At 51.5% G+C, this 18,718-nt stretch carries 15 protein-coding genes and 1 rRNA gene; 13 read left to right on the top strand and 3 right to left on the bottom strand.

Annotation, left to right across the window (positions count from 1 at the left end):
• Positions 1-553 precede the first annotated feature (553 nt).
• From proV to proX (ACMV8I_RS19965), 4 genes are all read left to right on the top strand, one after another.
• Positions 554-1,750, top strand: coding sequence for a glycine betaine/L-proline ABC transporter ATP-binding protein ProV (gene proV / locus ACMV8I_RS19980; RefSeq protein ID WP_498866932.1), 1,197 nt, complete (start codon positions 554-556; stop codon positions 1,748-1,750).
• On the top strand, positions 1,750-2,940 hold the full coding sequence (gene proW / locus ACMV8I_RS19975) for a glycine betaine/L-proline ABC transporter permease ProW (protein ID WP_498866931.1): 1,191 nt from the start codon (positions 1,750-1,752) through the stop codon (positions 2,938-2,940). Before proV ends, proW begins: the two co-directional genes overlap by 1 nt.
• 120 nt (positions 2,941-3,060) lie before the next feature.
• Positions 3,061-4,065, top strand: coding sequence for a glycine betaine/L-proline ABC transporter substrate-binding protein ProX (proX, locus tag ACMV8I_RS19970; RefSeq protein ID WP_498866930.1), 1,005 nt, complete (start codon positions 3,061-3,063; stop codon positions 4,063-4,065).
• A 68-nt stretch (positions 4,066-4,133) separates the two neighbouring features.
• Positions 4,134-5,129, top strand: a complete 996-nt coding sequence (proX, locus tag ACMV8I_RS19965; RefSeq protein ID WP_498866929.1) for a glycine betaine/L-proline ABC transporter substrate-binding protein ProX — start codon at positions 4,134-4,136, stop codon at positions 5,127-5,129.
• Positions 5,130-5,203: 74 nt separating this feature from the next.
• Here proX (ACMV8I_RS19965) and ACMV8I_RS19960 read toward each other — a convergent pair whose 3' ends face one another.
• Positions 5,204-6,076, bottom strand: a complete 873-nt coding sequence (locus tag ACMV8I_RS19960; protein WP_498866928.1) for a LysR family transcriptional regulator — start codon at positions 6,074-6,076, stop codon at positions 5,204-5,206.
• Between the two features lie 144 nt (positions 6,077-6,220).
• Between ACMV8I_RS19960 and ACMV8I_RS19955 the strand changes: the two genes are divergently transcribed.
• From ACMV8I_RS19955 to emrB, 4 genes are all read left to right on the top strand, one after another.
• Positions 6,221-7,405, top strand: a complete 1,185-nt coding sequence (locus ACMV8I_RS19955) for an MFS transporter (RefSeq protein WP_498866927.1) — start codon at positions 6,221-6,223, stop codon at positions 7,403-7,405.
• A 194-nt stretch (positions 7,406-7,599) separates the two neighbouring features.
• Positions 7,600-8,121 (top strand): transcriptional repressor MprA, encoded by a 522-nt coding sequence (mprA, locus tag ACMV8I_RS19950; protein ID WP_498866926.1) that lies wholly within the window; start codon positions 7,600-7,602, stop codon positions 8,119-8,121.
• Positions 8,122-8,342: 221 nt separating this feature from the next.
• Positions 8,343-9,539 (top strand): multidrug efflux MFS transporter periplasmic adaptor subunit EmrA, encoded by a 1,197-nt coding sequence (emrA, locus tag ACMV8I_RS19945; RefSeq protein ID WP_498866925.1) that lies wholly within the window; start codon positions 8,343-8,345, stop codon positions 9,537-9,539.
• Between the two features lie 17 nt (positions 9,540-9,556).
• Complete coding sequence (gene emrB, locus ACMV8I_RS19940) at positions 9,557-11,101, top strand: multidrug efflux MFS transporter permease subunit EmrB (protein WP_498866924.1); 1,545 nt, start codon at positions 9,557-9,559, stop codon at positions 11,099-11,101.
• 102 nt (positions 11,102-11,203) lie between these two features.
• Here the strand turns inward: emrB and ACMV8I_RS19935 are convergent, their stop codons facing one another.
• Positions 11,204-12,337 (bottom strand): tRNA/rRNA methyltransferase, encoded by a 1,134-nt coding sequence (locus ACMV8I_RS19935; protein ID WP_498866923.1) that lies wholly within the window; start codon positions 12,335-12,337, stop codon positions 11,204-11,206.
• A gap of 234 nt (positions 12,338-12,571) precedes the next feature.
• On the opposite strand from ACMV8I_RS19935, the gene trxC reads away from it, so the two are divergent.
• The 5 genes from trxC to ACMV8I_RS19910 all read left to right on the top strand — a co-directional run bounded on the left by trxC (position 12,572) and on the right by ACMV8I_RS19910 (position 18,492).
• Positions 12,572-12,991, top strand: a complete 420-nt coding sequence (gene trxC, locus ACMV8I_RS19930) for a thioredoxin TrxC (RefSeq protein ID WP_498866922.1) — start codon at positions 12,572-12,574, stop codon at positions 12,989-12,991.
• A 147-nt stretch (positions 12,992-13,138) separates the two neighbouring features.
• Positions 13,139-13,843 carry a tRNA-uridine aminocarboxypropyltransferase gene (locus ACMV8I_RS19925; protein WP_498866921.1) on the top strand — a complete coding sequence of 235 codons (705 nt, stop codon included), beginning with the start codon at positions 13,139-13,141 and terminating at the stop codon, positions 13,841-13,843.
• Positions 13,844-13,873: 30 nt separating this feature from the next.
• The gene (locus ACMV8I_RS19920; protein WP_498866920.1) at positions 13,874-16,552 is read left to right on the top strand and encodes a bifunctional acetate--CoA ligase family protein/GNAT family N-acetyltransferase; all 2,679 of its coding nucleotides are present in this window, start codon (positions 13,874-13,876) and stop codon (positions 16,550-16,552) included.
• 110 nt (positions 16,553-16,662) lie between these two features.
• Positions 16,663-18,018, top strand: a complete 1,356-nt coding sequence (gene pssA, locus ACMV8I_RS19915) for a CDP-diacylglycerol--serine O-phosphatidyltransferase (protein ID WP_498866919.1) — start codon at positions 16,663-16,665, stop codon at positions 18,016-18,018.
• 126 nt (positions 18,019-18,144) lie between these two features.
• Positions 18,145-18,492: a YfiM family lipoprotein gene (locus ACMV8I_RS19910; protein WP_498866918.1), complete on the top strand. Its 348-nt coding sequence runs from the start codon at positions 18,145-18,147 to the stop codon at positions 18,490-18,492.
• Positions 18,493-18,606: 114 nt separating this feature from the next.
• Here the strand turns inward: ACMV8I_RS19910 and rrf are convergent.
• Positions 18,607-18,718 (bottom strand): 5S ribosomal RNA (rrf, locus tag ACMV8I_RS19905); the annotation flags it as partial.

Below are 18,718 nucleotides of genomic sequence, written 5' to 3'. Positions count from 1 at the left end.
CGTCCTCTCTGCCGGTGGCAACGCCGGTCAATTTTCCGACATCGCTCTGTCTCATGCCATTAATTAAGCCATCGATCACCTTTCAGACAACCGGTAAATTCTCCACTTTCACTCGCGGTTGAAATATCTATTTTCACCCTCCCATCCAAAATCATTTATTTGTATTAAGTCGCTTGCCTTGATGCAATTATTCTCAGCTAAAACCCCACAAAAATTAAATGAGTTAATTATATAAAAATCAATGAATTAGTTATATTAAATGCAAAAATATGGCCAAAATAATTAGCCAAAAAAGAAATCCTGCCGCATTGAAATTTGTCATTAAATGTCAACGCCGGCCCGCACAGATTAGCCACGATAAATGCACGAATATAAGGCACCAGATTAGGGAGCACGAATATTCATCAGAAACATCGAGACTTGTCTCAGAATTTCGATGTGTTAGGGTATAAGGCGTTCACTATTTTGTTTACAGGTAAGACTCTATACGCTCCAACACAAAAACTAGACATCGAGCCAACACGGCTATTTATATCCAAGGAATGCACATTGCATGGCAATTAAAATCGAAGTAAAGAACCTTTATAAGGTATTTGGCGAGAACCCGGATCGCGCTTTCAAGATGATCGACGCAGGTAAGGGTAAAGAAGAAATTTTTGAGAAAACCGGTCTGTCACTTGGCGTTAAAGATGCCAGTCTGGCCATTGAAGAAGGCGAGATCTTCGTCATCATGGGGTTGTCCGGTTCAGGGAAATCCACCATGGTACGCCTTCTCAATCGTCTGATAGAACCGACCCGGGGTGAGGTACTGATCGACGGCGAAGACATCGCCAAGATCTCCGAGTCAAAACTGCGTCAGGTTCGCCGTACTAAAATCAGTATGGTATTCCAGTCGTTTGCCCTGATGCCCCATCTGACTGTGTTAGACAACACGGCGTTTGGCATGGAATTGGCCGGTGTTCCGCCACAGGAGCGTCGTGAAAAAGCCCTCGACGCACTGCGTCAGGTGAGTCTGGAAAACTACGCCAATTCCTATCCCGATGAGCTGTCCGGCGGTATGCGTCAGCGTGTTGGCCTGGCCCGCGCCATGGCTAACAACCCCGATATTCTGCTGATGGATGAAGCCTTCTCGGCACTTGATCCCCTCATCCGTACCGAAATGCAGGATGAGTTGGTGAAATTGCAGGCGCAGCATCAGCGCACCATTGTGTTTATTTCCCATGACCTCGATGAAGCCATGCGCATCGGCGACCGCATCGCCATCATGCAGGGCGGCGAAGTGGTACAGGTCGGCACACCGGAAGAGATTCTGAATAATCCGGCCAATGACTATGTGCGCACCTTCTTCCGCGGTGTGGATATCAGTCAGGTATTTAGTGCCAAAGACATCGCCCGTCGTCGTGGCACGTTAATTCGTAGAACCCCAGGTTTTGGTCCACGAGCAGCACTTAAGCTGCTGGAAGACGAAGACCGCGAGTATGGTTATGTGCTGGAGCGTGGTCAGAAATTCATCGGCGTGGTGTCGATTGATTCACTGAAAGCCGCGCTAAAAGCTAATCAATCACTGGACGCTGCACTGCTGGAACTTCCCGGACCGGTGCTGGCAGATATGCCACTCAGTGAGCTGATCTCTCATGTCGCCGCCGCGCCTTACGCCGTGCCGGTGGTTAATGAGGACAATAACTATATTGGTATTATTTCCAAGGCCATGTTGCTTCGAGCCCTGGATAAAGAAGGGGGTAACGAATAATGAAGAATTCCATTAACGATAGTATCGTTCAACATGCTCAGGCCGCGTCACAAACGGTGGATGCCACGATTGATCCATGGAGTGCGGATAACGCCAGCGGCGGCCACGTCGCAGCGGCACATCCGGCGGCCGATGCTGCCAGCAGCAGCGATCCCTGGGGCGCAGCCTCGGGTGGCAGCGATGCAGTCACTAGCGCACCCGACGCTACACATAATGCCGCAGCACAGGCCAATGACTGGCTGAATGTAGCTCCGGCGCAGCATGACCAGTTCAATATTCTTGACCCGTTCCACTCTACACTTATCCCGCTTGACCGTTGGGTAACCGAAGGTATCGACTGGCTGGTCACCAACTTCCGTCCGGTATTTCAGGCTATTCGTGTGCCCGTCGATTTCATACTGAGCGGCTTTCAGCACGGGCTGGAATCATTGCCTGCACCGATTGCTATGCTGATTTTTGCGTTGATTGCCTGGCAGATGGCGGGTCTCGGTATGGGTGCTGCAACGCTGGTATCTCTGGTACTCATCGGCGCTATCGGTGCCTGGTCACAGGCCATGGTAACTCTGGCGCTGGTGCTGACGTCGCTGTTCTTCTGTGTGCTGATAGGGCTTCCGCTCGGAATATGGCTGGCGCGCAGTAAACGCGCGGCGAAGATTATCCGCCCGTTGCTTGATGCCATGCAGACCACCCCGGCGTTCGTCTATCTGGTGCCGATCGTCATGCTGTTCGGTATCGGTAATGTGCCAGGCGTCGTCGTCACTATTATATTCGCGTTGCCGCCTATCGTACGTCTGACCATCCTGGGTATTAATCAGGTACCGGAAGATCTGATCGAAGCCTCACAGTCCTTCGGTGCCAGCCCAAGCCAACTGCTATTCAAAGTGCAGCTGCCGCTTGCAATGCCAACCATCATGGCCGGTATTAACCAGACGCTGATGCTGGCGTTGTCGATGGTGGTTATCGCCTCGATGATTGCTGTAGGCGGTCTGGGTCAGATGGTACTGCGCGGCATCGGCCGTCTCGATATGGGACTGGCATCAGTGGGGGGGGCGGGCATCGTTATCCTCGCCATTATCCTTGACCGTTTAACCCAATCAATGGGTCAGGACAGCCGCAGTAAAGGTGGCCATCGCTGGTTCACCCGCGGGCCGGTTGGTCTGCTGGCCAAACCTTTTGTAAAAAAAGCCTGATCGAAAGCAGTACCTTCCCGGCGGGTCAGCCGCCGGGATACCTCAACTAAGCAGCAGTCCACTCTTACGTATTCATAAAAAGCTATATAGCTATAAACTTAAAAAGAATAAGGGTTCACCATGCGCACAACGTCAATGAAAGCCATCGCTCTGGCCATTTCTATTACAACACCGGCTGTTTTCGCCGCGGATTTACCAGGCAAAGGCGTGGTCGTTAAACCATTACAAAGCACCATCGCAGAAGAAACCTTCCAGACAGAATTGGTTAACCGAGCGCTGGAAAAGCTGGGCTATGACGTCCAGCAAACTGGAGAAGTGGATTACAACGTCGCGTATACCGCGATCGCCAGCGGCGACTCCACTTTCATGGCGGTGAACTGGGAACCGTTGCAAAAAGATATGTATACCGCTGCCGGTGGCGATCAGAAATTCTATCGCCAGGGCACTTATATTAAAGGTGCGGCGCAGGGTTATTTGATCGATAAGAAAACCGCCGACAAGTACAATATTCACGATTTATCACAGCTGAAAGATCCAAAGCTCGCCAAACTGTTTGATACCAACGGTGACGGCAAAGCCGATATGGCTGGCTGTAATCCGGGCTGGGTCTGCGGGGCGGTCGTGAATACACAAATCAAAGCTTACGGTCTGAGCGATACCGTCACGCAGAATGAAGGGAATTACTCGGCCATTATCGCCGATACGCTGACCCGCTTTAAAACCGGTAAACCCGTGTTGTACTTCACCTGGACACCGTACTGGGTGAGTAACGAGTTGAAGCCTGGCAAAGATGTGGTTTGGTTGACCGTGCCGTTCTCGGCGACGCCGGGTTCACAGAAAGATCTGGATACCACCCTGCCAAACGGTAAGAACTACGGTTTCCCGGTCAATAACGAACATATCGTAGCGAACAAAGCCTGGGCTGAGCAAAATCCGGCGGCGGCGAAGCTGTTCTCCATCATGGTCCTGCCTCTGGCTGACGTGAACGCACAGAACCTGCGAATGCACGCAGGGGAATCCTCTTCAGCAGATATTCAGCAGCACGTTGATGGTTGGATCAAAGCGCATCAGGACACCTTCGACGGCTGGGTCAAAGAAGCCGCAGCTGCCGCTAAAAAATCATAATCGGACTGGCGTTGGCCTCACGCGGCGCTCTTAAAACATAATAACGACGATAAACAGGACATTATTTTATGCGAAAGACTCATCTCTGGGCGGTTGCCGCCCTGACCACACTGGCTTCAGCTTCCTCCTTCGCCGCTGACCTGCCGGGCAAAGGCGTTACCGTAACACCGATTCAGAGCACCATCAGCGAAGAGACCTTTCAGACGCAGCTCGTCAGCAAAGCGCTGGAAAAACTGGGCTACGACGTTCAGCCCATCCGTGAAGTCGATTACAACGTCGGCTACACCACCATTGCAGCAGGTGATGCAACCTTCACGGCGGTGAACTGGTCCCCTCTGCATGACGAAATGTACAAAGCTGCCGGGGGCGACAAAGTATTTTACCGCGAAGGAACCTATGTTAACGGCGCAGCGCAGGGTTATCTTATCGATAAAAAAACTGCCGAGAAATACCACATCACCAACATTGAACAGCTGAAGGATCCAAAAATCGCCAAGCTGTTTGATACCAACGGTGACGGTAAAGCCGATCTGACCGGTTGTACGCCGGGCTGGGGTTGTGAAGCAGCCCTGAATGAGCAGTTGAAAGCCTACGGCCTGGAAAAAACAGTAACCCACAATCAGGGGAATTACTCGGCGATGATCGCTGACACCATCACCCGTTATAAAGAAGGTAAACCTATCTTCTATTATACCTGGACACCCTACTGGGTAAGTGATGTGCTGGTGCCAGGCAAAGACGTGCTATGGATGCAGGTACCTTTCTCTGTCGTTCCAGGCGATAAAAATGCCGATACCACCTTACCAAATGGTAAAAACTACGGTTTCAAAGTCAGCACCATGCATATCGTCGCGAATAAGAAGTTTGCTGAAGCCAACCCGGCTGCTGCAAAACTTTTTTCTATCATGAAGTTACCGTTGAAAGACATCAACGCGCAGAACTCCGCGATGCATGCTGGTCAAAGCTCTGAAGCGGATATTGCTAATCAGACTGACGGCTGGATCAAAGCCCATCAGGCAACCTTCGATGGTTGGGTGAAAGAAGCAGCTGCGGCGGCAAAGTAACCAAGCCAAAGCCTTAACGGTTGACATTGTTGGCTGATTGAAAGGCGCTGAATGTAAATTCAGCGCCTTTTTTATTACCCCTCTTCCTGTGCAAAAACCAGAAAACGCTCGGCTGCGGCGGACAGTGTCGGTTGCCAGACACAGAACACCTGACGGCGTGGGGCGTTTTCTATGGGAATAGCCACCAGGTCGGTAGCGTGCTGGGCGCGGGACAAGGGAACAATCCCGGCGGCAAGAGAGCGGCGCACGATACTCTCTAACCACTCAATATGGTCAATTTCAAAGCTGACGTGGCGGGTGATACCGGCTTCGCCGAACGCATTGTCAGTCTGACGCCGGGCACCGGCACCTGCGTAGAAGTCCACCAGCGGCACCTGAGCGAGTTCGCTGAGTGTAATAGTCGCACGCATAGCATAAGCATGTGTCGGGCTAACCAGCGCCACCAGCGGCTCATCAGCCAACTGACGGTGTGGCAGGCGTAGCATGGCTTTGTCTCCCGGCCAGATACCGACAAAGGCCACGTCCGTGCGCAAATGCTGGACATCTTCCAGTAATTTTTCACTCATGCCAACATACATCCGAATGTTGACCAGCGGATAGTGTTGGGTGAATTTCGCCAACTGGCCGATCACATCAATCACGTTTAGCGTTGAAATAATGCCTACCGTCAGCGTGCCAGTCACTTCGCCTTTCAGCGCTTCCATGGTATCAAGCAGATGGTTATGCGCCGCCAGCAACTGTTCAGCCGGTGCCAGAAATGCCCGCCCTGCTGCCGTCAGCTTCACTTGTCTTGAGGTGCGCTCAAACAGCGCGCTGCCAAGCTCCTCCTCCAGTTTGGCTATCTGATGGCTGAGCGCCGACTGCACAGTGTGGCAACGCTGTGCTGCCCGGGTAAAATTCTGTTCCTGCGCCACGGCAAGGGCAAAGCGGATCTGTTTAAGATTCATCGATTCATCGCGAAATGAGATAGTTGAGATGAAAATTATACATTGGTTTACTATTTATGGCTGAGCGATACTTCGCGGCATCCCACTCATGCGATGCCGATGTTTAACAACAACCTGCCGCTTTATTTAAAACGAAAAAAAATCATGCAAAATTCGACCCAACACTCTCCACTCACGCCGGGGCTGATCATTCTGATGGCCGTCGCCACCGGTCTGGCCGTCGCCAGTAACTACTATCCTCAGCCTTTGCTGGAAACTATTGCCAGGGCTTTTGATCTTTCCGTCAATCAAGCCGGTTTTATCGTCACGATTGCTCAGCTCGGCTACGCTTTTGGTCTGATGTTCCTGGTGCCGCTTGGCGATATGTTTGAACGCCGCAGTCTTATCGTGGTGATGACCATTCTGTCCGCCGCCGGTCTGCTGATCACCGCGATGGCACCCACGCTGTCGATCATGCTGATCGGGACCGCACTTACCGGCTTGTTTTCGGTGGTGGCTCAGATTCTGGTACCACTGGCCGCTACGCTGGCGGAGCCTGAACGGCGCGGCAAAGTAGTCGGGCTGATTATGTCTGGCCTGCTGCTGGGGATTTTGCTGGCACGCACCGTGGCCGGCTTGCTGGCAACTCTGGGTGGCTGGCGTACCGTTTACTGGGTGGCCAGTGCGCTGATGTTGGCGATGGCGCTGATCCTGTGGCGTCGTCTGCCAGTGCATAAACAGCATACCGGACTGAATTATCCGCAATTACTTAAATCTATTTTTAGCCTGTTTTTGCACACGCCAGTGCTGCGTACCCGCGCATTACTCGGCCTATTCTCTTTCGCTAACTTCAGTATCCTGTGGACATCCATGGCATTTTTGCTGGCGGGCCCTGCGTATCACTACTCTGAAGGCGTGATTGGCCTGTTTGGTCTGGTCGGTGCCGCAGGCGCGCTGGCCGCCACCCGCGCCGGGCAACTGGCGGATAAGGGCAAGGCCCATCTGACCACGACCATCGGACTGATTTTATTGCTGTTGTCATGGGCTGCCATTGCCTATGGTCAACACTCGGTGATTGCATTAATCGTCGGCATTATTTTACTGGATCTGGCGGTTCAGGGAGTCCACATCACCAATCAGAGTGTCATCTATAAGTCGATGCCGGAAGCGCGTAACCGCCTCACTGCCGGTTACATGACCACCTATTTTATCGGCGGTGCCATAGGCTCGCTGGTGTCTGCGTCCGCATTTCAGTGGGGTGGCTGGTACTGCGTATCAGCAGCTGGCGTCGTCATGAGCGGGCTCAATTTGCTGACCTGGTGGTCTGGCCATAAACATAAAATGGTCTGATGAGCTGTGCTGGATTCAGGCCACTGGAAAAGCGCTTTTGTCATGATCTGGTACAAAATACTCATATATTAGTATTTGAATAATTCACCTTTGTTATGGATCACACTTAATGTTAAAGCCTTAAGGGTTCCTAATATTGATATCATTAATTACTATCGTTACTATGTCATTCGTAACTAATGAGGTTTCTCGTCATGAACAGCTCCTTCGCACCAATTGAAAACATGTTAAATTTCCGGGCAAAAAAACAGAAAGATTTCCCTTATCAGGAAATTCTTCTCACCCGACTCTGTATGCATATGCAAAGTAAATTGCTGGAAAATCGTAATAAGATGCTAAAAGCACAGGGGATTAATGAAACCCTGTTTATGGCCTTATTGACGCTTGATTCGCAGGAAAGCCACAGTATTCAGCCATCAGAGCTGAGCACTGCGCTGGGTTCTTCACGCACTAATGCCACGCGAATTGCAGATGAACTGGAGAAGCGCGGCTGGATAGAACGCCGCGAAAGCGATAACGATCGCCGATGCCTGCATTTGCATCTGACGCCAAACGGGGAAGCCTTTATTCAGAAGGTTCTGCCGCCTCAACATAAGTGCCTGCATCTTCTCTGGTCAACTCTCGACACTGATGAACAGAAACAGTTGGAAATCCTGACTCGTAAGCTATTAGTTCGCCTCGATCAGATGGATGTCACTACGCAACAACTACTCTAATTTCTGCTCAGGTAACCCATACATGTCACTCCAAGCCAGCTGGGGGTTTACGCCACGGTTCGCCGTTTTATATTCGGCGGGCTGCGCCTCAAGTGAAAACATCGCACCGCAGTCAACCCTGCTGGACAGTCAAAACCAATAATTATGCAAATCCACACATTTCCGCAGACCGGTTATGTAAAGGATCAAAAATAAAAACAAGACTCAGTGTGGAGAAAATCATGAGCGAAAATGCGGACATTCAGGCGACACCACCGCAGGATTCGGTTGTTGTAAAACAGCCTAATAACAAAAAGAAATCACGCAAAATTGCATTACTGTTCTTAACAGGCATTTTTGTCATTATCGCCATCGCCTACCTGATTTATTGGCTGCTGGTGCTACGTCATTTCCAGAGTACCGATGACTCGTATGTCGCCGGCAACCAAGTGCAAATCATGGCGCAGGTTTCAGGCAGTGTAACCAGTGTGAATTTCGACAGCACCGACTTCGTCAAAAAAGGCGACACATTAGTGGTACTGGACCCAACCGATGCCGAACAAGCATTCGATCGGGCCAAAACCGCTCTGGCCACCAGCGTGCGCCAGACTCACCAACTGATCATTAATGGCCGTCAATATCAAGCCAATGTGGCCCTGCGCCAAACTCAGTTACAGCAGGCGCAAACTGACCTGAAGCGCCGCGTGATATTGGGTAATGCCGCTGCTATCGGCCGTGAAGAGCTGCAACATTCGCATGATGCCGTTGACATCGCTAAAGCTCAGTTCGACGTAGCGGTGCAACAATACAACGCCAACCAAGCGATGGTACTGAGCACGCCGGTCGATAAACAACCGCAGGTCTTGCAGGCAGCAGCGCAGGTGCGCGACGCCTGGTTGGCGTTGCAACGTACCCGCGTGGTCAGTCCTATTGACGGATATGTTTCACGTCGTTCGGTACAGATTGGTCAGCAGATCACATCGGGAACTGCGCTGATGGCGGTGGTTCCAGCCAATCACGTTTGGGTTGATGCCAACTTCAAAGAGACGCAAGTCGCCAATATGCGTATTGGCCAGTCAGCCACCGTCGTCAGTGATATATACGGCGATGATGTGACATATACAGGCAAAGTGGTGGGGATGGATATGGGCACCGGCGGCGCGTTCTCGCTGTTACCGGCACAGAATGCTACCGGCAACTGGATCAAAGTGGTTCAGCGTCTGCCGGTGCGTATTGAACTGGATGACAAGCAGGTAGCGAAGCATCCCCTGCGTATCGGTTTGTCCGCGCTGGTGACGGTGGATACCCAAGATCTCAACGGTCTGGTGCTGGCCGATAAAGTACGTACAGAGCCCCTGTATCAGACCACCGCACTGATGCTAGATCTGGCGCCAGTTGACGCCATCATTACTGATGTCATTAACGCCAATGCAGGCTAAAACCGCCGGAGGCCTCTGTGGCAAATAAACCGCTGGTAGGCGCACCACTGGCCTGGATGACAGTAGCATTGTCCATGGCCACGTTTATGCAGGTGCTGGATTCCACTATCGCGAACGTGGCGATCCCAACCATTGCCGGGAATCTGGGTGCCTCGAACTCACAGGGTACCTGGGTTATCACGTCTTTCGGGGTTGCCAACGCTATCTCGATCCCGATCACCGGCTGGCTGGCGAAGCGCATCGGTGAGGTCAAACTGTTCCTGTGGTCTACGGTACTGTTTGCCATCGCTTCCTGGCTATGCGGAATGTCTAATAGCCTGGAAATGTTGATTTTCTTCCGTGTGTTACAAGGCGTGGTGGCAGGTCCACTGATCCCGTTGTCGCAAAGTCTGTTACTGAATAACTATCCTCCGGCCAAGCGAAGTACCGCCTTAGCGCTCTGGTCGATGACGGTGATCGTGGCGCCTATCTGTGGCCCGATCCTCGGCGGTTATATCAGTGATAACTTCCACTGGGGTTGGATCTTCTTCATCAACGTGCCGATCGCCATTGTTGTTGTCGTGCTGACATTGAGAACGCTAAAAGGACGTGAAACGCCTACGCAGATACGCCCTATCGACAGCGTCGGATTGGTATTGCTGGTGCTCGGGATCGGCTGTTTGCAAGTAATGCTTGACCGCGGTAAAGAGCTGGACTGGTTTAACTCCACGGAAATTATCGTGCTTGCCGCCGTGGCGGTGGTGGCGCTTTGCTTCCTGGTCGTCTGGGAGCTGACTGACGATCACCCCATTGTTGATCTGTCACTGTTCAAGTCGAGAAACTTCACCATTGGCGTGTTGTGTATCAGTCTGGCCTATATGCTGTACTTCGGCGCGATAGTTCTGCTGCCGCAGCTGCTGCAGGAGGTCTATGGTTATACAGCAACCTGGGCCGGCCTGGCATCAGCCCCGGTAGGGATCCTGCCGGTGGTCATGTCGCCGATCATTGGCCGGTTCGCTCACCGTCTCGACATGCGCAAACTGATCACTTTCAGCTTTATCATGTACGCAGTGTGCTTCTACTGGCGAGCTTATACATTTGAACCTGGGATGGATTTTGGTGCGTCGGCGTGGCCACAGTTTTTCCAGGGCTTCGCCGTGGGCTGCTTCTTTATGCCACTGACCACCATCATTCTGTCCGGACTACCGCCAGAACGCATGGCAGCGGCATCAAGCCTGTCGAACTTCATCCGAACATTGGCAGGCTCGATCGGTACCTCAATAACCACCACCATGTGGGCAGACCGTGAATCACTGCATCATGCGCAGTTATCGGAAAATATCACGCCGTTTAACCCGGTGGCGCAGCAAACCTATGCTCAACTTGAAGGGATGGGAATGAGCCATCAGCAGGCGTCAGGTTGGATAGCGCGGGAGATAACCAATCAGGGGCTAATCATTTCTGCCAATGAGATTTTCTGGTTATCCGGTGGAGCATTCCTGATATTGCTGGTTTTAATCTGGTTCGCCCGACCGCCGTTCGGTGGTGCGGGAGGCAGTAAAGAGGGTGGAGGTGCGCACTAAATTGCGTTTCGCCGGACACTTGACTGACCGCTGAAAGCAAAACGGACGCCCTGGAGGCGTCCGTTTTTTTATGGTGATTATCGCGAGAAAATGTTCTGAGGATTACGCGTGGTTCTGACGCCACCAGTCAGCCAGCAAAATACCGGTCGCGACAGAAACATTCAGACTTTCTACTTTACCGGTACCACCGATAGAGACGTTGATATCACCCTGCTGCCATGCACTATCAGACAAGCCATCACTCTCTTCACCCAGCACCAGCACCATTTTGGCAGGCAGTTCCGCCTTACCGAGTACCGTTCCTTTATGGCTTGAAGTGGTGACGATGGTGTAACCGGCTTTACGGAAACTAGCCAGCACGTCAAGGAAGTTATCAGCGCTGATGGCTTTGATATGTTCCGCGCCGCCTTCAGCGGTACGCACTGCAGCACCAGATTCCAGCAGGGCCGGATCCTGAACCACTAAACCGTTAACACCAAAGTGTGCACAGCTGCGCATAATGCCGCCGAGATTGTGCGGGTTACCGACATTTTCCAGCGCCAACACACAGTCTTTCGCCGGTGCAGTTTGCAGATACGTGTCAGCATCCAGACCCTGGCGCTTTTTAATCAGGAAGCAAACACCGCCGTGATGGTCTGTGCCTGAGGCTTTGGCCAGTTCGTCATCTTCGACCACGTGATAAGCCTTGCGGTTTGCTGCCATCCAGCGCAGCGCTTCGCGAAAACGCGGCGTCACAGACTGCACAAACCAGGCACGCACGATAGAGTCCGGACGGCTGGCAAACAGTGCCTGACAGGCGTTCTCACCGTAAACACGGGTCTCTTCCTGACGCTGACGGCGCAGTTGCTCGGGATCGATAAAGCTTTTACCGCTGATGCCGCCGTGATCCGGTACAGACTCGTCGTCCGGTGCACGGGAAACAGTTTTCCACGGTGAGGAATACGGACCGTCATCGTCACGGTCAGAACGCGCCGGGCGCGGTGCATCACGACCTGTACGCTGCGGGCGTGCATCGCCACGACGAGTGTCAGGACCGCGGGAATCACTACGCGTGTCGGGGCTGCGACGCTCATTGCGGCGGGCATCGTCAGGACGGGATCCGGTACGCGGCTTCTCGCCAGGACGTCCTTTATTGTTAGAAGGACGTTTATCGTTATTGCGGTTATCGCCGTCGTCGTCACTGCGGACGTACATCACTTTGACTTTGCCGTTTCTGCCACTGAATGAATCGTTCATTTCTCTCTCCACCTACGCGCTGGGCGCGAAGATTACCTGATGTCTGTGTGGTAAGCCACTTGCTTTGGACCAAAAGCTAAAAACTATCGCATTCATTGAGTAAACCGCGTTGTCCGACAGGTGGCTTGGCTTCATACTGGCAACATATAAGCAACATGTCAGCCCCGTCGTCCAACACGCTTTGGTGTCGGGTTGATCCGATTCTCACCATTGAGCAATGCAGAGGCTAATTTTATGAATACGATTTGTACATCATGCCAGGCCACCAATAGCCTGCCTGAAGATCGTATCAACGACGGCGCAAAATGCGGCCGTTGCGGTCATCCCTTATTTGAAGGCGAAGTAGTTCACGCCACGACAAGTACGCTGGATAAATACCTACAAGATGATTTGCCGGTAGTTATCGACTTCTGGGCTCCGTGGTGCGGACCCTGCGTTAACTTCGCGCCGATCTTTGAAGATGTCGCGCAGGAACGAGCCGGTAAGATCCGCTTCATTAAAGTCAATACGGAAACTGAGCCTGAACTGAGCGCACGTTTTCGTATCCGCAGCATTCCGACCATTATGGTATTTAATGAAGGCAAAATGGTCGACATGCTGAGCGGCGCAATGCCAAAAGCACCGTTCAACGACTGGCTTAATGAATCATTGTAACGCATAAATCAGGATTAAACCTACGCCCAATGGTCCGCCTATCAGCGGGCCTATTATTTTAGCCCGGCCGCCGTTTTATGCTAACACGCTACTATCCCTGCGCTTCAACGCCCTTTAGAATAGCCGGTTTGCAACTGCGGAATGCTTATGTCAGACAATGCCGTTCTACGCCTGCGTGAGCAGCGCCTTGCTAAATCCACCCGTCCGTTCCTTGCCCGTGGCTCACGTGCTATTCGCTGCCAGTCCTGCCTGTTACCTAAACGTAACTGTATCTGTGCCGCTCGTGAAATTCATCAAGCTGCCAGTTGCTTTTGTCTGGTGATGTATGACACGGAACCGATGAAGCCCAGCAATACGGGTCGATTAATTGCTGACGTTCTCCCGGATACCCAGGCGTTTATGTGGTCACGCACTCAAACCAATCCAGCACTGTTCGAAGCAATTTCAGATCCATCCCGTCAGCCTTACGTGGTTTTTCCGGCCTCTTTCGTTCAACCGCCACGGCAGGTGTTTACCGAAGTCCCATCGGGCAGTAAACCACCTCTGTTTGTTATGCTGGATGGCACCTGGAATGAAGCGCGCAAAATGTTCCGCAAGAGTCCCTATTTGGATAATTTGCCAGTTTTTTCTCTGGATGTCAGCGCCAGATCCCGCTATATCCTGCGTGAAGCCTCTCGCCCTGAATTTCATTGCACCGCAGAAGTCGCCGTCGTATTGCTGGAGAAAGCCGGTGATCTTGAAGCCTCTGCGGGGCTGTCGCGGCACTTTACGCATTTCCGCACTCAGTATCTGGCAGGAAAACCCCACTATCCGATGCATCAGTTCACAGCAAAAGAGAATGAAACACTCTAGAATCAATGCAAATTGATATCCGGAGGATAAATGAGCCAGCGTGGACTAGAAGCACTATTACGACCTAAATCCATTGCGGTACTCGGTGCGAGCGATAAACCCGGTCGCGCTGGTTATCTGATGATGCGTAATTTGCTGGAGGGAGGGTTCAATGGACCGGTTCTGCCAGTCACTCCTGCTTATCGGGCTGTCTGTGGCGTACTGGCCTACCCGGATGTCGCGCACCTGCCAATCACCCCCGATTTGGCTATCCTCTGCACCCGTGCTGACCGTAATCTGGCGCTGCTGGAACAGCTCGGGGAACGCGGCTGTAAAACGGCCATTGTGCTCTCTTCTCATCCGCTCCAGTTTTCTGAGCTTAAAACCTGTGCCCAGCGTTTTCACATGCGCCTGTTGGGACCAAACAGTTTGGGGATTCTGGCGCCCTGGCAGCGGTTGAATGCCAGCTTTTCACCGGTCCCTATTCTGCCCGGTAAACTGGCGTTTATTTCGCAGTCAGCGGCTGTTGCTAATACAATTCTGGACTGGGCACAGCAGCGGGCCGTTGGTTTCTCCTACTTTATTTCCCTGGGCAACAGTCTGGATATTGATGTCGATGATTTGCTGGATTTTCTGGCGCGCGACAGTAAAACCAGCGCGATCCTGCTGTATCTCGAACATATCAGTGATGCACGCCGCTTTCTGTCAGCCTCTCGCAGCGCCTCACGTAACAAACCCATTCTGGTGATTAAAAGTGGCCGCAGTGCGCAGGCGCAAAAACTACTCAACAGCCCGCTGAGTCTGGATGCTGCTTATGACGCTGCCATCCAGCGTGCTGGTCTGTTGCGCGTACAGGATACGCATGAACTATTTTCCGCCGTAGAAACGCTGAGCCATATGCATCCTCTGCGAGGTGAGCGCTTGCTTATTATTAGCAACGGAGCTGCACCTGCGGCAATGGCACTTGATCAACTGCTGTCACGCAACGGTAAGCTGGCTGCTATTAGTCATGAAACTGCTGTGGCATTACGCGCCGTATTACCGGAGAGCATTGTGATATCGAACCCGCTCGACTTGCACGATGATGCGACACCGCTACGCTATCAGTCAGTACTTACTTCGCTGCTAGACAATACCGACTACGATGCCTTGCTGATTATCCACGCGCCAAGCGCTGCTGCGCATGGTACCGTCACGGCTGAGCAGGTGATCGCCGCGTTGCAGAAGCATCCGCGAGGCAAGCGCGTGACCGTACTGACTAACTGGTGCGGCGAATATTCATCTCAGGAAGCGCGCAAACTTTTTACCGAAGCTGGTATACCGACCTACCGAACTCCTGAAGGCACCGTGACGGCATTTATGCACATGGTCGAATATCGCCGCAATCAGAAGCAGCTAAAAGAAACCCCTTCATTACCCGTCGGTTTACAACAAAATACCGATGAGGCACATCGGTTAATTAGCCAGGCTCTTGCCGAAGGAGTGATGCAGCTCGATACCCACGAAGTACGCACAATCTTCCAGGCTTATGGGATGGACGTTCTGCCGACATGCATTGCCAGCGACAGTGCTGAAGCTGTAAATATTGCCGGGCAAGTAGGCTACCCGGTGGCGCTCAAACTGCGTTCGCCGGATATTCCGCACAATTCGCAGGTCCAGGGCGTGATGCTCTACCTGCGTACATCAAATGAGGTTGAGCAGGCCGCCAACGCGATATTCGATCGCGCAAAACACTCATTTCCTCAGGCGCGTATTCATGGTTTGTTAGTGCAAACTATGGCTAATCGCCCCGGTTCACAGGAGTTGAGGATTGTTGTTGAACAAGATGCTGTATTTGGACCGATCATCATGCTGGGTGAAGGCGGTAGCGAGTGGCGTCCAGAAACGCAGGTGGCGATCGCTTTACCGCCACTGAATCTGGCACTGGCACGCTATCAGGTTTTACAGGCAGTGAAGAGTGGAAAAATACGCGATCATAATGCTTCACGTCCGCTGGATATACCCACCCTGAGCCAGTTGCTGGTCAAGGTGTCTAACCTGATTGTCGATTGCCCTCAGATTATCAGGCTGGATATTCATCCGCTTCTGGCATCGGGCGATGAACTGAACCTGCTTGACGTATCGCTTCAGCTAGCTGCCGTCAGCATTGACGCCCCCTCCCGGCTGGCTATACGCCCCTATCCTCAGGAGTTGGAAGAGCAGGTCACGCTTAAAGACGGTTCTGTTTGCCAGTTCCGTCCTATTCTGCCGGAAGATGAGCCTTTGCTGCACGCCTTCATTCTCAAAGTGACTAAAGAAGATCTCTATTATCGCTACTTCAGCGAGATCAACGAGTTCACGCATGAGGATTTAGCGAACATGAGCCAAATCGACTACGATCGTGAAATGGCCTTCGTTGCTATTCGTTCAGTTAATGACAAATTGGAAATTATTGGCGTGACGCGAGCCGTCTCGGATCCGGATAATATTGATGCCGAATTCTCTGTACTTGTTCGCTCGGATTTAAAAGGGCTTGGGCTTGGTAGACGTCTGCTAGATAAGATGATCAAATATACCTCAGAGCACGGTCTACAACGGCTAACAGGTATCACGATGCCGAATAATCAGGGTATGGTGACACTGGCAAGAAAGCTCGGATTTGAGGTCGATGTGCAACTGAAGGATGGGATTGTTAATCTCTCTTTAAGCCTCAAACCTGACCAGAACGTCGCCTATCAAGGTCACAAATAGGCAAAACATACGCACAATAGGGAGTACTAATGGTATTATCGACCGATTATGCGGTTTACTTAGTCCTTGCCGCTATCGCTATTACCTGAAGAGAGAAGAAGCGCACTGTGATGTTGTCAAAATTTAAACGTAATAAACATCAACAACACCTTGCTCAACTGCCTAAACTCCCCCAAACGGTTGATGCTGTTCAAACACTCTACTGCCCTACGGATTTCCGTACTACCCTGCTCGACGCTATCGCCAGCGCAACTCATCGCATTTATCTTGTTGCACTCTATCTGGAGAATGACGACGGTGGGCGCGATGTTCTTTCGGCGCTATATGCAGCCAAACAGCAGCGGCCTGAGCTTGAAATCTGTATTCTGGTTGACTGGCATCGTGCTCAGCGCGGCCGCATCGGTGCTGTTGCCTCTAATACCAACGCTGACTGGTATTGCAGCATGGCGCAGCTGCATCCTGGCGTCTCGGTACCCGTTTATGGTGTACCTGTTAATACCCGCGAAGCATTAGGTGTCTTGCACCTCAAAGGCTCTGTTATCGATGACCGTGTTATTTATAGCGGTGCCAGCATCAATGACGTTTATTTACATCGTCATGATAAATATCGTTACGACCGCTATCATTTGCTGATTAACACCCCGTTGGCTAACACGATGATCGACTTCATCAGAAAGTCGATCATCGGTGCCAGCGCAGTTCAACGTCTTGATCGAGATGATCGTCCGAAAAACATCGAAATCAGAAATGAAACCCGCCAGTTCCGCCAATCTCTACGTGACAGCAGTTATCATTTTAAAGACAGCGCAGGTAACGATGAGCTGGCCGTTATTCCTTTGGTCGGATTAGGTAAACAAAATTCACTAAACCGCACCATTCACCATCTGATGGCCAGTACCGAGCAGAAACTGACCCTATGTACACCTTATTTCAATATGCCGGCACTGCTCGCAAGAAATATTATCGCGTTGCTACGTCGTGGTAAACAAGTTGAAATTATTGTGGGTGATAAGACTGCAAACGACTTCTATATACCTCAGGATCAACCATTTAAAATTATCGGTGCCCTGCCTTATCTGTATGAAATCAATTTGCGTCGTTTTCTGAGCCGGCTACAACGCTTTGTCGACAGCGGACAGTTAATTGTTCGCTTATGGAAAGATGGTGAAAATAGTTACCATCTCAAAGGGGTCTGGGTCGATGATCGTTGGCAATTAATTACCGGTAACAACCTCAATCCCCGCGCCTGGCGTCTGGATTTGGAGAACGCGATCCTTATTCACGATCCCCATAATGAGATGATGGTACAGCGTCACAAAGAGCTTGAAGAAATACGTGAGCACACCCACATTGTTTCGCATTATATGGAGTTGGAAAGCATTCCTAATTATCCGATTAAAGTCCGTAAGCTTATTCGACGCCTGAGGCGGATACGAATAGATCGATTAATCAGCCGGATTTTGTGATCCACTATTATACTGAAAGCCTGATCGATATGATCAGGCTTTTTTTACGAGTTAAAAAGACATTTTAGCACTGACAAAAATGAAGCGTGATTAGGCGCAAGTTATTCAGTTACAGGAATATATTCCATGAATATTTCTTTGCCCGGCCTTTATATATTAGGCTTGTTTATTCCTGCCCTCATGTGCAGCGGTTGTACTCATGTCGCCAATGATAGTTGGACAGGAAAAGATAAGTTAGAGCATTTTGCTGGCTCCGTTATATTAGCGGCTGCTGGTGCCGCATACGGCGAGCATCAAGGATGGAATGACGCCAGAAGTCGTTCTTTTGGGCTGTTTTTTTCGATCGGATTAGGGGCAGGGAAGGAGTTATATGACAGTCGTCAAGCAGGTAGTGGATGGAGCTGGAAGGATTTCGCATGGGATGCGGCAGGTGCAGCAGTGGGCTATGGGGCCTATCAGGCAATACATAATTAAAACGTTATAGCGTAGGCACCAGGAATCGATCGTCAAAGATACAAAGTGAAAGTGACTAAAATCCCCATAGCAAAAAACCTCAGTCTTTCGACTGAGGTTTCTCACTAATTTGATGCCTGGCAGTTCCCTACTCTCGCATGGGGAGACCCCACACTACCATCGGCGCTACGGCGTTTCACTTCTGAGTTCGGCATGGGGTCAGGTGGGACCACCGCGCTAGTGCCGC

The organism is Ewingella sp. S1.OA.A_B6 (assembly GCF_049889095.1).
Classification (GTDB): domain Bacteria; phylum Pseudomonadota; class Gammaproteobacteria; order Enterobacterales; family Enterobacteriaceae; genus Ewingella.
This window is presented reverse-complemented; position numbering and strand designations above follow the sequence as displayed.

Bases quoted from the DNA above. Each gene is read 5' to 3' on its own strand.
- pssA (WP_498866919.1), top strand. From the start codon at position 16,663: ATGTTGTCAAAATTTAAACGTAATAAACATCAACAACACCTTGCTCAA.
- ACMV8I_RS19960 (WP_498866928.1), bottom strand. From the start codon at position 6,076: ATGAATCTTAAACAGATCCGCTTTGCCCTTGCCGTGGCGCAGGAACAG.
- ACMV8I_RS19920 (WP_498866920.1), top strand. From the start codon at position 13,874: ATGAGCCAGCGTGGACTAGAAGCACTATTACGACCTAAATCCATTGCG.
- proX (WP_498866929.1), top strand. From the start codon at position 4,134: ATGCGAAAGACTCATCTCTGGGCGGTTGCCGCCCTGACCACACTGGCT.
- proX (WP_498866930.1), top strand. From the start codon at position 3,061: ATGCGCACAACGTCAATGAAAGCCATCGCTCTGGCCATTTCTATTACA.
- ACMV8I_RS19955 (WP_498866927.1), top strand. From the start codon at position 6,221: ATGCAAAATTCGACCCAACACTCTCCACTCACGCCGGGGCTGATCATT.
- proW (WP_498866931.1), top strand. From the start codon at position 1,750: ATGAAGAATTCCATTAACGATAGTATCGTTCAACATGCTCAGGCCGCG.
- ACMV8I_RS19910 (WP_498866918.1), top strand. From the start codon at position 18,145: ATGAATATTTCTTTGCCCGGCCTTTATATATTAGGCTTGTTTATTCCT.
- emrA (WP_498866925.1), top strand. From the start codon at position 8,343: ATGAGCGAAAATGCGGACATTCAGGCGACACCACCGCAGGATTCGGTT.
- ACMV8I_RS19935 (WP_498866923.1), bottom strand. From the start codon at position 12,337: ATGAACGATTCATTCAGTGGCAGAAACGGCAAAGTCAAAGTGATGTAC.
- ACMV8I_RS19925 (WP_498866921.1), top strand. From the start codon at position 13,139: ATGTCAGACAATGCCGTTCTACGCCTGCGTGAGCAGCGCCTTGCTAAA.
- proV (WP_498866932.1), top strand. From the start codon at position 554: ATGGCAATTAAAATCGAAGTAAAGAACCTTTATAAGGTATTTGGCGAG.
- trxC (WP_498866922.1), top strand. From the start codon at position 12,572: ATGAATACGATTTGTACATCATGCCAGGCCACCAATAGCCTGCCTGAA.
- mprA (WP_498866926.1), top strand. From the start codon at position 7,600: ATGAACAGCTCCTTCGCACCAATTGAAAACATGTTAAATTTCCGGGCA.